This is a genomic window from Bradyrhizobium sp. HKCCYLS20291, assembly GCF_051167715.1.
Classification (GTDB): Bacteria; Pseudomonadota; Alphaproteobacteria; order Rhizobiales; family Xanthobacteraceae; genus Bradyrhizobium.
Genome location: NZ_JBNPTO010000002.1, coordinates 407,082 through 420,458 on the forward strand (window position 1 = coordinate 407,082; position 13,377 = coordinate 420,458).

Genomic DNA, 13,377 nt, shown 5'->3' on the forward strand with positions numbered 1-13,377 from the left:
CCCAATTGACGCCGATCAACGCAGACCGGCTCCGGCATGGCGAGGCTCGAAAAGGACCTCGGAGACTGCCGCCTTGACCCAACCGCAACGTATGAGCGCACCGACGCTCCCCACCTACTCCCCGCGCGGACTTGCGCTGCTCCGTGATCCACTGTTGAACAAGGGGACCGGGTTCACCGAGCAGGAGCGCGATGCGCTCGGTCTGCGCGGCTTTCTTCCTGCGGGCGTGATGTCGATGCAGGCGCAGGCGGAGCGGATTCTCGTCAACCTGCGCAGCCTCCCCGGCGATCTCGAGAAGTACGTGGCGCTCAATGCGCTGCACGATCGCAACGAAGCGCTGTTTTTCCGGGTGGTGTGCGACAACATCGACGAGATCCAGCCTCTGATCTACACACCGACCGTCGGTCTCGCCTGTCAGAAATACGGGCTGATCTTCCAGCGGCCGCGCGGCCTGTTCATCTCCGCCAATGATCGCGGCCGGATCGCGGAGATCCTGGCCAACTGGCCGTATCGGGCGAAGCTCATCGTGGTCACCGATGGCGAGCGCATCCTCGGCCTTGGCGATCTCGGTGCCAACGGCATGGGCATTCCCGTCGGCAAGCTCTCGCTCTACTCGGCTTGCGCCGGCATTCATCCGGAGCAGTGCCTGCCGGTGATGCTGGATGTCGGGACCAACAACGAGGAGTTCCTCCAGGACCCCTACTACATCGGGTTGCGCCAGAAGCGCATCACGGGCGCGGCCTATGACGAGTTCGTCGACGAGTTCATGACGGCGGCGCGCGCGGCCTTTCCGGGTGTGCTGATCCAGTTCGAGGACTTTGCGAACCACGCCGCCTTCAAGCTGCTGCACAAATATCGGGACGACACCTGCGTCTTCAACGACGACATCCAGGGCACGGCGGCCGTGGCGCTGGCGGGCCTGTTCTCGGCGCTGCGTATCACCGGCGGCAAGCTTCGCGACCAGCGGGTGCTGTTCCTCGGCGCCGGCGAGGCCGCCACCGGCATCGCCGATCTCGTCGTCTCGGCCATGATGGCGGAAGGCCTGTCCGAAGCCGAGGCGCTGCGGCGCAACTGGCTGACGGACTCGCGCGGGCTCGTCATCAAGGGCCGCGAGAATCTGCACGGCCACAAGCTGCGCTATGCGCATGAGCAGTCGCCGATCGGAGACTTCCTGACCGCGATCAAGACGCTCAAGCCGACCGCGATCATCGGCGTGGCGGCGGTCGGAGGTGCCTTCACTCCCGACGTGCTGCAGACGATGGCCGAGCTCAACGAGCGCCCGATCATCTTCGCACTGTCGAACCCGACGTCCAAGGCGGAGTGTTCGGCGGAGGCCGCCTATCGCTACACCCAGGGACGCGCCTTGTTCGCCTGCGGCAGCCCGTATGATCCGGTCAAGCTCGAAGGCAAGACCTTCGTGCCGCGCCAGGGCAACAACTCCTACATCTTCCCGGGCGTCGGGCTCGGCGCAATCGCCAGCGGTGCGCGGCTCGTGACGGACGAGATGTTCATGGCCGCGGCCCACACGCTCGCAAATTGCGTCACCGGCGCCGATCTCGAGCAGGGCAGCCTGTATCCCGCGCTCCCGCGCATCCGCGAAGTGTCCGCGCTGATCGGCGCGGCGGTCGCAGGGGTCGCCTATCAGAATGGGCTCGCCTCGGGGCCCGCGCCGAACGACCTGCTCGGCTTCGTCGAGTCCCAGATGTACGACGCGCGTTACTGAGCCCGACGCGGCGGATGTCCTGCAGGCGATGGCAGGGCATCCGCTCCGCTTCGCCGAGGCTCCTATGGACTGCGCCTTTTCGAGCGTTGTTGCTCAGGCGATCGCATTGCTCGGCGTCGGCCGGTCGGTGATCTGCTGGCCGAACAGGCTGCCGATCAGTTCGACCGCGACCCGCGCCGTCTTGCCACGCTCGTCGAGGAAGGGATTGAGCTCGACGATGTCGACCGAGCGGACCAGGCCGGAATCGTGCAGCAGCTCCATGATGAGATGCGCCTCGCGATAGGTCGCTCCGCCCGGGACGGTGGTGCCGACGCCCGGCGCGACCTCGGGATCGAGAAAGTCGACGTCGAAGCTGACATGCAGGACTCCGTTGCGTGCGCGGACCTTGTCGAGAATCCGCCGCATCAGCACCCCGACGCCGAACTCGTCGATCGCCCGCATGTCCGCTATGCTGATGCGCCGCAGACGCAACAGCTCCTTCTCCGCCCTGTCGATCGAGCGGATGCCGAACAGCTCGAGCTGCTCCGGCGGAAGGCTCGCCCGCATCTCGTCACCGAGCAGCCCGTCGAGGCCTGGCTCACCACAGAGAAACGCCGCCGACATGCCGTGCATGTTCGCCGTCAGCGTCGTCTCGGGCGTGTTGTAGTCCGCATGGGCATCGAGCCAGAGCACGAACAGGTCGCGTCCCTGCTCGTGCCAATGCCGTGCGACGCCGTTCACGGAACCCATCGACAGTGAATGATCTCCGCCCAGAAATACCGGGATCGCGCCGGTCTGCGCCAGCTGATGGCTCCGGCGCGCCAGCACCCGGGACCAGCGCTGGATCTGACGGTAGTGCTTCGCCCGGGTCGGCGGCTCGTCGTCGAGGTCCGCCATGTCGCTGATGCCGAGATCGCCATAGTCGGTGACCTCGAGCCCGAGGCTCTCCAGCAGCGTCACGAGGCCCGCCGTTCGCAGTGCGGCCGGTCCCATCAGCGTACCCCGCACGGACGCGCCGAGATCGATCGGGGCGCCGAGGATGGCGATGCGGTGAGGCGAGGCGTTGTCTGCAGGGGCCACGGTCTGGTCCTTTCATTGGGCAGAAGGAGCTTAGCTCGCCCGCGTGTGCGGCCGATGCCGGTTTCCCGCTCGATCCACCGGTTTCAAGAGACGTCAGGAATAGACGGAACCAATCACCTCAGCCCGCATTTCTGGATCGCGACGGACGACCGTGTCCACCCCCCCGATCGGACCGATGACAGTCTCTCAACCCGGCCGATGAGCGTCGAGAAGGCAACCAAAGTGAGCAGCGAAACGTTCGAAACTCCTCCGCAGCCGGGCGTGGCCGAGCGCGCACTCGACACCGCGACCGACGTGTCCCGCTCTCTTGGCGAGGTGATGGGCACGCTCAGTGCAGCCGTTGACCGGCTGAGCGAGGTCGCACGAGACGCGCGGCGCCCGGGCACTGCCCTGTCGACCCTGAGCGCCATCACGCGCGAGGCGCCGCTGGCGAGCCTGTTCGTGGCATTCCTGTTCGGTGTTGCGGTGGCGCGGCGGCGCTGACTTCGCGCTCGATCAGAATAGCCGCGGCCCGCGCCGGTCGAGCTTGGATTCCCACGTCAGCAGCGTCGCAGCGATGACCATGAGGAGGATCCCGGCGGCGCTGACCAGCACCTGCATGGCGAAGCCGCTGGAGACGTCCGTCAGGACGACCTGCCCGATGAACGCCAGCAGCACGCCGAGACAGTACATCGACAGCGAATTTTCCCCGCACCTGATCATCGCAGCCATCACGGGCCTGATCCGACCGTGCCACTCGAGCGGCACCAGTCGCGACACGACGAAGGCGAGCGACAGGAAATGCAGCAGTCGCACCGGCGCCAGGTGGCTCTTGTAGATTGGATAGATCATGCCCATGACGCCGGAGGGAATCAGGCTTTCCAACGACTTGAACTCCCAGCTCAGGGCCATGAACAGACCGAACGCCAGAAAGGCGAGAGCCAGGATCAGCAGCGCCCGTGAGTCCAGCAAGGGGCGCAGCCTTGCCGAGCCGACATAGGCGTACCAGGCGCCGATCACGAACAGGAACTGCCAGGCAAACGGATTGAAGTAGAGTTCGCCGCTCGGCCATGCCGGCACCTGCCAGCTGAACAGCTGCACCATCATGTACAGTACGAACGATGCCGACAGCGTCACGGTCGGACTACTCATCATCATCCACAGCACGATGGGGAAGCAGATGTGGAGGATCGCAAACGTGAGCAGAATGTCGGTATTGACCGGCGCGAATTGCAGCATCGCGACATGCAAGAGCGTGGGACCGGGCTCGCGAAAGAAGAACCCGGTGTTGGTCTCGTCGATGAATCGCGTTCCCTCTCCGATGACCCACACCAATGCCGCGTAGGCGAGCAGGAGCACCAGAAAGGCCGCATAGATTTCCCATGCGCGGCGCATCGCGCGCACGATAGTGGTGGCCCACCCCCGCTCCGGCAAGCCTCCGCCATAGGCAAGCATGCACGTGTAGCCGGAGATGAAGACGAACACTTCCGAGGTGTCGCTGAAGCCGTAGTTGCGCAGTGTCAGCCAGGCGAGCGAATTGTCCGGAACATGATCCACGAAGATGAACCACAGCGCGAGCCCCCGGCACGCATCGATGCGCAAGTCGCGTTTTCCATCGCGGGTTCCAACTCCCACGCCATCAGCATTCGCAGGCTTTCGATCATCCGCTGTCAATTTGGGCCCCGTCGAGGATCAGAAACGTTGTTGCAGATTCCTGCTGCGCTGTCCGACCTGGTTATCGCCTGGAACCTGCTGCTCTTACCGTTCACGTCGTGCGTGTGTGCACGTAAAACGTGCACACGAAACGTGACGCTCCTCGGAACATTTCCCGTGTTTGGGTGTTAACCAATTCACCTTCGTACGGCTGTCAATTGTTCCAGTCCCGTAGTTACCCGGATTGATTGTACGATGGTTAGACGTTGACTTGGAGTGGAAGAGTTAAAGGGGGGTTCCGTGATCCACCGAGGTGTCCAATATACGGTCGTCGCGACTGCTGAACCGGACATTTGGGAATGGCGGTACGAGTTCGGCGATCAGGTCAAGACCGGTCGGACTCAGACCAGGCTAGCCGCCCTTGCCGCACGGCGCGTGAAATCGAAGATCGATGCCGCGCTGCGCGCAGCGCAGTCCGGTTCCGTCCCCGCGGCCAATGTCGCCGAGCGGATGAGCATGTCCAAGGCGACGTCGCATGGATTGACCTGACGCACTCCCGGGTTGGCGCTCCGGCGCCACCATCAGGTCCCGGCTTTCCACCTGTTGAGACAGATCAAGGCGCCCGCGCCGGGATTTGTCATACTTATCAGATGGAAACTCTCGTATTTCGCTGCTCCCAGACGGGGTCAAACGTGCAGATCGGCGTGGTCGGGCCGCTGGTGGCCGACGACGCCTATTCGTACGAAGCCGTCGCATGTCCTTCATGCGGTCGCCTGCACCTCGTCAACAGGTGGACGGGAGAGATGCTGAGCGACAGAGGGGGTCGGACATGTCCTACGCTGCCCAGGAACTGACGACGGCCGCCGCCTCGCCCTTGCCATCTGTCATCGGCCGCCTAACTGCGCTGATCAGGACGCTTCTCAGCCGGATTGATCTCTCGCATTTTCCCAAATCCTGCTGCAACTGATCTGACAGAGCGTTTCCGATCTGGCTGCGAAACGCTACTCCGCGCGCGTCTTCCCGCCGGCGAACGACCGGCGAGCCGGCTCGAGACCGGGTTTCTTCGGCGCGGCCTGACAACGAGCACTGGTGAATCACACGCGACCGGGGAGTGTCTGTATGCGCGTCTACGCAATGAGAGTTCTGATGGCTGCCCTCTTCACGACGGCGGCCGGCCCGGTCTGGGCCGCCGATGCCGATCACGGCGCTGACCTGGCGCGCCGCTGGTGCGCATCCTGCCATCTGGTCGAAGGAACGCAGAAGCAGGCCAGCGCCGACGTTCCGTCCTTCGCTCAGATCGCGCAGAAGTCGGATTTCACTCCGGAGAAGGTCGCGTTCTTCCTGCTCGATCCGCATCCGAAGATGCCGAGCTTTCCATTGAACCGGCTCGAGGCGGCCGACATCGCGGCCTATATCGCCTCACTTCGCAAGTAACGTTTTTCGATCGGCGGCATCGCGCCGCCGATCACCGGCCATCGCCGATGCAAGCAATGGCCGGGACCGGGGTTGAGACCTTAGGATTTGGGCTCGGTGGCCTTGGTTGCCGCGGCCATGATCCCGGCGGTGATGGTCTTCATGTGCTCGCCGGCGTTCGTGAACTGGCTGCGCAGGAATTCTGACTGGATCCGCATGGCCTCCTCGAGCTCGGTGGCGTGAACGAGCTTGCGCGCGTGTTCGAAAGCGGTCCTTATGTTCTGCTCGGTGAGCGTCAGCGCCTGCTTCGACATGTCCGCGGCGGGACCCGGAACAGAGGTGATCGATTTTCCGGCCGCGTCGAAGAACATTTCGAAGGCTCTTTCCGCCTGCGCAATGGTCTTCTCGGCAAGATCGCGCAGTTCGGCGGGCACTTCCAGCTTGGTTTGGGTCATTGTAGCGTCCTCCACACACGGACCCAACTACCACATCTGCCGTGCCGCGTCCCGGTCGATTTGCGGTCGCGGCTCATGGAGGGGCTTCACAGTGCGGCGCGCTCCCGCGCAATCCGCAGCGACAGCTCGATGGATGCGAGATGGCGATCATAGATCCGCCGCTCCTGCTCGCCTTGAACCAGGCCGAAGATCTCACGCGCATGCTGCAGGGCGAGATCGAGCAGAATGATCGTCCTGCGAATATCGTCCTGACCGTCAGGTGGCCTTACCCGAGCGGCGCCGGGGCGGCCGGTTGCCGCGGCCGCAAGTCTGCCGTTGGAGTTCATCAGCGAAGGATCGGACACGGCCCTTCGGCGAAAGGGTACGATGTTGGTCATGGCCTCTCCCCGCTGCTCCGCAATGCGGATGTGATTCAATTTTTCGATTTAATACACACAGCATTTTACTGAAGCCTTCGATCGATCGCACACGGCACGGCCGCTCCGGCCGCATCGTCGCTGATGCGATTAACCCGAATGCAAAGCGGCGAGCCCAGCCGACGCTGACGGGCGTCGGCGCTGACGGCTCCAAGGCTCACCTCGAAAAGCAAGGCTCAGCTGAACAGCACGGCTCAGCTTGAAAAGCGGCGACGGTATTCCGAGGGCGACACACCGAGATGCCGCAGGAAGGCGCGGCGCATGCGCTCGTCGTCGCCGAAGCCGGCTCTCTGCGCGACCTCGACGACACTTCCGACCTGACGGCCCTCCAGCAGCAGCCGTGCCGTCTCGACACGCAGCGCCTCGACACCCTGCGCAGGCGTCATCCCGGTGCGGCTGACATAGGTGCGGGCAAATGTGCGCGGCGACATGCCGGCGCGTGCGGCCAGCGTCTCGACCCGCAGATCGCTCGCGATGTTCTCGATGATCCAGGCATGCAGCGAGCTGAACCGACCTTCGACGTCGGAGGCCTGCGCAGCCAGCACCGTCGAGAATTGGCTCTGCCCTCCGGGACGCTTGAGGAAGACCACCAGCCGGCGCGCGACGTCGAGTGCGATGGTGTGGCCGAAATCCTCCTCGATCATCGCCAGCGCGAGATCGATCCCGGCGCTGACACCAGCCGACGACCAGACGCGCCCATCCTGAACGAAGATGGCGTCCGGCTCGACCTTGACGTTGGGAAAGCTGTCTTGCAGGCGCGGACAATAGCGCCAATGTGTCGCAGCGCGCTTGCCTTCTAGCGCCCCGGCCCAGGCCAGCGCAAATGCGCCGAGGCAGACCGATGCAATCCGCCGGGCACCAGGCAGCACCTGCGAGATCCACCGCATCACGGTCTCGTCCTGCCGTACCTTCCAGATCCCGGGGCCGCCCGGAATCAGCAGCGTATCGACCCCTTGCGGGTCGACCGCTTCGAGCGGCGCCGTATCGATCATCAGGCCGACATCGGTCGGCACCAGGCCACCCTGCTCGGAGACATAGCTCAGCGCGTATCCAGGGGCCGGCAGCTCGATCTCGGCAAGCTCGGCAAAAACCTGGGCTGGCCCGGACACGTCGAGCAGCGTGACGCCGGGAAAGGCCAGGATCGCGAGCCGCCTTTCGGCCCCGTCCGGACGCAGCGCGGACCGCCGCGGCTTGGCAGAATTCGAGGGCATATTGTCCTTTAAGCCATCGGACGCGCGCTTGTATAGCCTGAGTTGCAGAGCTGGAGTTGTGCCATGGCGTTCAACCTGGATGGTCGATACCCGACGATCGCCTCCCCCTGGGACGACTACGGCGTCTATGGCTTCCACGATGCGTCGCTCATCGAAGTGTCCGATCGGCAACCGATCATGGACGCGATGAATGCGATCATTGCGGTTAACTGGAAAGCAACCGAGCCGCATTGGACCGCCGCGTCGTCGCCATTCGACGGCAGATTCAGTCTCGTTCTGGTCTACGATCACACCGGGCTGATCGCCTTTTCCGTCTACCGCGTGATGACCGTCGCACAGCGAATGGCCATTTACCGGAGTGGAACGGAGGTGCTGCCGGCACACCAGGGGCGTGGCCTGTATGGGTTCTTTACCTCGCAGATTCTCAAGCATCCCGGCTCGACCCCGCACAGCGAGGCCATCCTCTATGGCTGGCGGACGCGCAATCCGATCGTGTGGGCTGCCAACGCCAGGATCTGCGAGAAGGTTGCGCCGTCGCTGCTCGACGACGCCGCTGATCCCGAACTGCAGGCCGCGGGCGTCGAGATGTGCGCCCGGCTCTATCCGGGCAAATCGCTCGAGGTTCCCGGCATGATCATGCGCGGTGCCTACGGACACATCGAGCACATTCGGCAGGACTATCGCGGCACGGCCTCCCTCGTAGAGCAAGCCATGTCGCGCATCATCCCGAACTCGGCCGACGCGCTGTTCTCGATCGGCTACGCGAGGGCATGATGGCGGTGCTCGGACAACAGGCCGTCTCTGCTCCATCGATCAGGCTTGCGGACCGCGCCTATGTCGCATGGTCGGCGGTTGCCTTCGCTTATGCGATCGCTTTCCTGCAGCGGATGTCGCCGCAGACGGTCGGCCTCAGCTTCATGCGCGACTTCGGCACCGATGCCTCGGGCGTCGCGATGCTCGCCTCCAGCTATTTCTGGGGCTACACGTTGATGCAGATTCCCGCCGGCCTGCTGGTCGACCGCTATGGCGTCAAGCGCGTCGTCCTCTGCAGCATGGCCGCGTCGGTGATCGGCAGCTTCGCTTTCGCGCTGGCGCCCACCCTGCCCACCGTATTCATCGCGCGGCTGATCGTCGCCTGCGGCGACGCGCTGGTCTTCACCGCGCTGCTGAAGCTGGTCGCGCAGAGCTTCTCCGACGAGCGCTTCGGACTGATGTCCGGCATCTCCCAGGTGTCGGGCTACGCCGGCGGCGTGGTCGCCACCACCCCGCTCGCGGCCGCGGTCAGCGGCTTTGGCTGGCGCGCCTGCTTCATCGTCATCGCATGCGTCGGCCTCGCCAATCTTGGTTGCGCGGCCGTCGCATTGAGAGCCACACCGGCCAACCACAACGCAAAGACCCTGACGAGCGTGCTGCAGGCGAGCTGGCTCGCGCTCGGTTCAGCCGCGAATTGGGGCTGCGCGATGAGCTTCGCGTCGCATTTTGCCGTCGTCACCACGCTGGCTGGCGTCTGGGGGATTCCGATGGTGTCGCACTATTTCGGCATCTCGCCGTCCGCCGCCGGCGGTCCGCTGCTCGCATTCATGGTCGGCAATGCAGTCGGATCGATCTTCCTCGGCCATGCGGCCGATCGAACCCGATCGCTGGATACAGCGTTGATACGTATCAGCCTGCTGCGAATGCTGCTGGTCGCGATGCTGATGCCGGCGATCGCTCACACCTTCGGGCTGCTCTATGTCGGCGTGGTGTTTGCGGTGCTCGGGCTGGTGGCCGGAGGCACCGTGCCCCTGATCCTGAAATGCACCAAGCATCTCTACACGGCGGAACGGATCGGCGTCGGCGCATCGATCAACACGACGTCCGCCGGCATCTTCGCCGGGCTCGCGCAGCCGGTGATCGCTTTCGCCATGGTGGCCGCCAGCGGTCTTCATACCGGACCGGACACGAAGCTGCATGCCGTTGCGAACGACGCAGGCTACGCCACCTTGATCGCAATCCTGTTGCTGATGTCGCTGCCGGGAATTCTCGGCCCGCTGATGATGCGGCGAAAATTGATACTGGGTAAGCAAGCATAAAAAGAACAGAGAGGGTCAGTATGTCGCGTTTGTATTTGAGAAAGGACGAGGTCCGCGCCAGCTATCAGGTCAGCAGCTGGCAGAGCGTTCTGTTTTCGGAATTCGAAGCTCAGATGAGCAGCGATGCGCGCCCTTTCCCCTGCATATTCGGCGTGGCCGGCTATCGCCACGACCAGCTCCGCTATCTGTTCCTGGATCCCCTCGACGTCGACACTCTCGGCAAGCAGCTTGCTCTCTTCGTATCGGAATGTCGCTCGCATGGACCGAACACGTCCCTCGTGCTGTTCACGCGCCCGCGTCCGGTGCAGACTCTCGATGCGTACTACAAGAAGTTCTGGCGGCTCCTCGATCATCTGGCGCGGATCGACGGGAAGCCCTGGCCCGAAGAGATCCCGCAGGCCGTCGACGATCCGATGTGGGAGTTCTCGTTTGCCGGCGAGCCGATCTTCGTCGTCTGCAGCACGCCGGCGCATGTGATGCGGCAGAGCCGGCGCTCGAGCGCCTTCATGCTCACGTTTCAGCCCCGCTGGGTGTTCGAGAAGATTCTCGGCACCGACCAGGCCGCCGCCAAGTCGTTCGGCGAAGTGCGCAAGCGGCTGGTGCCATTCGATACGACGACGCCGTCACCCCTGCTCGGGCGCTACGGCAACCCGGAAGGGCGCGAGTACAAGCAGTACTTCCTCTACGACGAAAACCAGCCGCCGCCGGCGTGTCCTTTCCACAAGCTCGCGCAGACCAAGCCGCCTTCGATCGAAGACAAGGAGCAGGCCGCATGACCCAGATCATCGCCGGAACGAAGACCGAATTCACGATCGATCCCGATATCCTCGCACTGCTGCCGCGGCAGGGCTGCATCGAACTGCAGCACGACGCGGCCGGAAAGGTTCATTCCTTTCACACGCATCCCGTCGACGAAATTCTCGTGGTGATCCGGGGACGGCTGACCTTCAGGTGGGAGGGCGGCGAACGCATCTGCAGCGCCGGAGACAAGATCCTGCTGCCAGCCGGGACGCTGCACGAATCGGAGGCTCTGGATGATGCGATCTACGCGATCGCAACGCAGCCGGTGGCGGCGAGCAAAGAGAAAGGATGACGTCAGGACAGGGGACGGTCGGTTTCCGATGAGCGCTCTGACGTCAGCCGCTCAACCAATTCGATCACTTCAACACGCTGGCCGGGCGCCAGCTGCAGGAAAGCCTTCAACAGCCGAAGGCTTTCCACCGCATCGCTCGATGGGGCTCCGAGCTTGGTGTGCAGCTCCGCGATGAATGTGGAATTCTTCATCTCGCACCTTTGACAGGAAACGGTAATGCCAGTCCTTAGCAAACGTGAAGGCCTTGCGCGCAAGGTTGATACTGCAGCGATCGAGGCCGAGAGCCTCGGTTTGACGACAGCGACCCTGATCCTCCGAATGGCCCGCCTGGAAATCGACCGCGCGGAACCCGACGAGGTTGAAAGTATGCCAGCGAACAACTCCTGCAGCAAGCCAAACTGACCAGTCGGTCGATTTTGGCGGCACAATTTGAGCTTTCTGGCAGTTTCTGGCTACCGAAGCCAGCGAAAATGGTCGATTGGCGAACACCAGAGCGGATTACGGTGGAGGTAAGCTTGTCCTCCACATTAGAGGTCTTCTATACTTTGCCCGGGAGGACGATGGGTTGCGGATTTCGTGAGGGCTCCGCAGTCCCATTCCCGCGACAAAGTGGCTGCAGGAAGACCATGCGAACGTATTATTTCGACATGAAGGACGGCGTTCCGACCCGAGACCGCACCGGTCTCGAGTTCGCGACCCGCGCCGGAGCGATCGAGCATAGCCGGGATCTCGCCCGGCGGCTTCGTCACGATCCGCGCATCACGGATCGCAGACTATCGATCGTGGTGGTCGACGAGTCCGGCGCGGAAGTTCACCGCGAACCGGTCTATCCCGCGATCGCCAAAGCCAGCCTGTCCTGATTTTTCATCACGACGCCCGCCAAGCCCGGCCTGTGCCGCAAGTTTCCACCTATCGTCGAGAGCAAGGCCCCGCACACAACTATTAAGTGTGCACTCCGACGAAAATCATATCGGCCGCACGATAGATCCAGGCCTTGCGCGACGCCATTTCAACGTCGATCCGTCCGGACTTCGGGCCGTCCAGTTCTCATTGCTGCTTTTCCCAGAACGACAGCAGACCCTGCGAGGCGGAGCCGCCGATCACGCAGGGAATTCCAACGGCGACCTGGCCGAGGGCAGCCGCCGAGACGCAGCCGAGCGCCAGAGCCCCCACCCCGAGTTGCCCCCAGAAGTCCATGTTGCGGCGTGCGTCGGAGCCCTTGATCTTGAGTTCCTCGACCGCGGCGACGGCGTCCTTGCGCACCGCGCCGAGCTGTACCGTGTCGGCGGCCTCGACGACCTCGGCCAGCGGCGCCTTGACCGGACCGGTCTGCCGCGCCAGTTCGCTGCGCAGATAGTCGCGCAGGCCGGCGTCGCGCACCGAATAGCTGGCGAGCGTGTAGCGCGCCATGCTGCCGATCGTCAGCTTGTCGACCGTGTCGCGGCTCTTGGACCACGGCAGCATCTGCACGATGCGCTGGATCGGCACGTGCGAGCCCGTCGCGAAGTAGTAGCCCCAGAGAATGTCGAGCAGATCCTGGTGGGTCGCGTAGCTCAGCCGGGTATCGAGCTTGCGCTCTTCCTTCTTGAACGGGTTCTGCGTCATCGCACCGCGCAGCTTGTCCATCATACCGGGCTTGGTTTCCTCGAGAGGAATCTCCATCAGCGTCTGCTGCGTGCCGCTGAGATAGCCCTCGATCATGACGCGACGGCCCGGCATCTTCGGCGCCACCTTGCGCATGAGGTTGCGCCAGTCCGGCACTCCCGAATAGGCGATCGCGCGCACGATCACCCACTCCTCCTCGGGAGGAACGGGGAAGAAGCTGGTTACGAGCTGCTCTGCCTTGGCGGGGTTGGAGCCGATGGCCCCTGCGATGAAGCCGAGATAGATGCCCGCGTTCTCCGGCTCCTTGAACGTCTGAGAGTGGAACATGACGCGGACCGCCGCAGGCACATGCGCGTAGTCAGGCTTGGTCCGATAGTTGTAGATCCATTGCTGGACCACGGCGAGCGACGTCTGCGGATCGATCTCCGGAACGGGCGCCGCCGCGACGACGGATTGCAGGAAAGTACAGGCGATGAGGGCCAGCGCGATCACTCGCATGGTCTGCTCCCATTGACACACGCCACATCAGGCTCGGCGACAGGACCGCACGAGCAAAGGCATCCAGCGTTTGGATCGCGTCTGCGTCGAAACTGCGACGAACATGCATTCCAGCGGCTGCCGTCATCGCAAATGTGATCGCGGGCCAACAACGCACCACGGCCAAGACATGATTTGGCCGCGCACCCGAACTTGCATCG

17 protein-coding genes are annotated in these 13,377 nt (G+C 63.7%); 10 read left to right on the top strand and 7 right to left on the bottom strand.

Annotation, left to right across the window (positions count from 1 at the left end; genetic code table 11):
- The first annotated feature begins 91 nt into the window (after window positions 1-91).
- Window positions 92-1,723, top strand: a complete 1,632-nt coding sequence (locus tag ACQR07_RS05835) for an NAD-dependent malic enzyme (RefSeq protein ID WP_434901759.1) — start codon at window positions 92-94, stop codon at window positions 1,721-1,723.
- Between the two features lie 93 nt (window positions 1,724-1,816).
- On the opposite strand, the gene rocF is transcribed toward ACQR07_RS05835, so the two are convergent.
- Window positions 1,817-2,782 carry an arginase gene (gene rocF, locus ACQR07_RS05840; protein ID WP_434901384.1) on the bottom strand — a complete coding sequence of 322 codons (966 nt, stop codon included), beginning with the start codon at window positions 2,780-2,782 and terminating at the stop codon, window positions 1,817-1,819.
- Window positions 2,783-3,004: 222 nt separating this feature from the next.
- Here rocF and ACQR07_RS05845 point away from each other — a divergent pair, with 222 nt between their 5' ends.
- Window positions 3,005-3,265, top strand: coding sequence for a hypothetical protein (locus ACQR07_RS05845; protein WP_434870446.1), 261 nt, complete (start codon window positions 3,005-3,007; stop codon window positions 3,263-3,265).
- 12 nt (window positions 3,266-3,277) lie between these two features.
- Here the strand turns inward: ACQR07_RS05845 and ACQR07_RS05850 are convergent, their stop codons facing one another.
- The gene (locus tag ACQR07_RS05850) at window positions 3,278-4,435 is read right to left on the bottom strand and encodes an OpgC domain-containing protein (protein WP_434901385.1); all 1,158 of its coding nucleotides are present in this window, start codon (window positions 4,433-4,435) and stop codon (window positions 3,278-3,280) included.
- Window positions 4,436-4,714: 279 nt separating this feature from the next.
- Between ACQR07_RS05850 and ACQR07_RS05855 the strand changes: the two genes are divergently transcribed.
- Both ACQR07_RS05855 and ACQR07_RS05860 read left to right on the top strand, forming a co-directional pair.
- Entirely contained in the window at window positions 4,715-4,963 is a 249-nt protein-coding gene (locus ACQR07_RS05855) for a hypothetical protein (protein WP_434870447.1), read from the top strand.
- 585 nt (window positions 4,964-5,548) lie between these two features.
- On the top strand, window positions 5,549-5,848 hold the full coding sequence (locus ACQR07_RS05860; protein ID WP_434901760.1) for a c-type cytochrome: 300 nt from the start codon (window positions 5,549-5,551) through the stop codon (window positions 5,846-5,848).
- Between the two features lie 80 nt (window positions 5,849-5,928).
- Here the strand turns inward: ACQR07_RS05860 and ACQR07_RS05865 are convergent, their stop codons facing one another.
- The 3 genes from ACQR07_RS05865 to ACQR07_RS05875 form a co-directional block, all read right to left on the bottom strand.
- Entirely contained in the window at window positions 5,929-6,282 is a 354-nt protein-coding gene (locus ACQR07_RS05865) for a phasin (protein ID WP_434901386.1), read from the bottom strand.
- Window positions 6,283-6,368: 86 nt separating this feature from the next.
- The gene (locus tag ACQR07_RS05870) at window positions 6,369-6,659 is read right to left on the bottom strand and encodes a hypothetical protein (protein WP_434901387.1); all 291 of its coding nucleotides are present in this window, start codon (window positions 6,657-6,659) and stop codon (window positions 6,369-6,371) included.
- Between the two features lie 233 nt (window positions 6,660-6,892).
- Window positions 6,893-7,909: a GlxA family transcriptional regulator gene (locus tag ACQR07_RS05875; RefSeq protein WP_434901388.1), complete on the bottom strand. Its 1,017-nt coding sequence runs from the start codon at window positions 7,907-7,909 to the stop codon at window positions 6,893-6,895.
- 63 nt (window positions 7,910-7,972) lie between these two features.
- Here ACQR07_RS05875 and ACQR07_RS05880 point away from each other — a divergent pair, with 63 nt between their 5' ends.
- Genes ACQR07_RS05880 through ACQR07_RS05895 form a run of 4 tightly spaced genes read left to right on the top strand, consistent with a single transcriptional unit; the run spans window position 7,973 to window position 11,074 of the window.
- Window positions 7,973-8,683, top strand: a complete 711-nt coding sequence (locus ACQR07_RS05880) for a hypothetical protein (RefSeq protein ID WP_434901389.1) — start codon at window positions 7,973-7,975, stop codon at window positions 8,681-8,683.
- A complete protein-coding gene (locus ACQR07_RS05885) occupies window positions 8,683-9,981 on the top strand; it encodes an MFS transporter (RefSeq protein WP_434901390.1) in 1,299 nt (432 codons plus the stop codon). Before ACQR07_RS05880 ends, ACQR07_RS05885 begins: the two co-directional genes overlap by 1 nt.
- Before the next feature lie 20 nt (window positions 9,982-10,001).
- Entirely contained in the window at window positions 10,002-10,757 is a 756-nt protein-coding gene (locus tag ACQR07_RS05890) for a YqcI/YcgG family protein (protein ID WP_434901391.1), read from the top strand.
- Window positions 10,754-11,074, top strand: coding sequence for a cupin domain-containing protein (locus ACQR07_RS05895; RefSeq protein ID WP_434901392.1), 321 nt, complete (start codon window positions 10,754-10,756; stop codon window positions 11,072-11,074). Before ACQR07_RS05890 ends, ACQR07_RS05895 begins: the two co-directional genes overlap by 4 nt.
- A gap of 2 nt (window positions 11,075-11,076) precedes the next feature.
- Here the strand turns inward: ACQR07_RS05895 and ACQR07_RS05900 are convergent, their stop codons facing one another.
- On the bottom strand, window positions 11,077-11,265 hold the full coding sequence (locus ACQR07_RS05900; RefSeq protein ID WP_434901393.1) for a hypothetical protein: 189 nt from the start codon (window positions 11,263-11,265) through the stop codon (window positions 11,077-11,079).
- 25 nt (window positions 11,266-11,290) lie between these two features.
- Between ACQR07_RS05900 and ACQR07_RS05905 the strand changes: the two genes are divergently transcribed.
- Both ACQR07_RS05905 and ACQR07_RS05910 read left to right on the top strand, forming a co-directional pair.
- On the top strand, window positions 11,291-11,476 hold the full coding sequence (locus tag ACQR07_RS05905; protein WP_015665493.1) for a hypothetical protein: 186 nt from the start codon (window positions 11,291-11,293) through the stop codon (window positions 11,474-11,476).
- 224 nt (window positions 11,477-11,700) lie between these two features.
- Window positions 11,701-11,934 (top strand): DUF6894 family protein, encoded by a 234-nt coding sequence (locus ACQR07_RS05910; protein ID WP_434870394.1) that lies wholly within the window; start codon window positions 11,701-11,703, stop codon window positions 11,932-11,934.
- A gap of 187 nt (window positions 11,935-12,121) precedes the next feature.
- On the opposite strand, the gene ACQR07_RS05915 is transcribed toward ACQR07_RS05910, so the two are convergent.
- Window positions 12,122-13,177, bottom strand: a complete 1,056-nt coding sequence (locus ACQR07_RS05915; protein ID WP_434870395.1) for a hypothetical protein — start codon at window positions 13,175-13,177, stop codon at window positions 12,122-12,124.
- Window positions 13,178-13,377 lie beyond the last annotated feature (200 nt).